Genomic DNA, 479 nt, shown 5'->3' on the forward strand with positions numbered 1-479 from the left:
ATGACAGAATGCAACTCAGAGAAGATACTTGATAACATGTTCTATGAAGCAGATGTTGCATATATCGGATCAAAATCAAAAGAACCAGGACATCAGGGCTGTGGTACGGAACAACAGCCTTTTTTCATAGCTCTGTCAACGAGCAGAAACAGTAACTATCCACAGTTCATTAAATTAAGAGCAGTACCAAAAGATGACAGTGAAACAACAAATGCCTTTCTTACACAGTCACTTGTTCTATCAAAAGACAGGACATTGAATACAGATGGCAAGACAACATTCAATGTCATGAAAGATAGAATCACAGTAGTAAATGAGAAGATAGATTACTCCAAGGATAATCATAGACTCTATTGGCTGAATACTATTCTTGGTGATATCAAGAACAATATCATTGGCATTTACCATGGTGCAAGAAAGATAGATCTGCCACTGTTTTTTGGAGAACAGGAATACAGATTCAATCATAGAAATACAGG

General features: G+C 36.5%; 1 protein-coding gene. It reads left to right on the forward strand.

The genetic code is table 11. From position 1 onward, the window contains the following. Nucleotides 1-36 precede the first annotated feature (36 nt). A partial coding sequence (locus tag ACTND6_RS11150; protein ID WP_441024342.1) for a transposase occupies nucleotides 37-479 on the forward strand: 443 nt, incomplete at its 3' end.

It is taken from the genome of Bulleidia sp. HCP3S3_C9, from assembly GCF_052064035.1.
GTDB lineage: Bacteria > Bacillota_I > Bacilli_A > Erysipelotrichales > Erysipelotrichaceae > Bulleidia.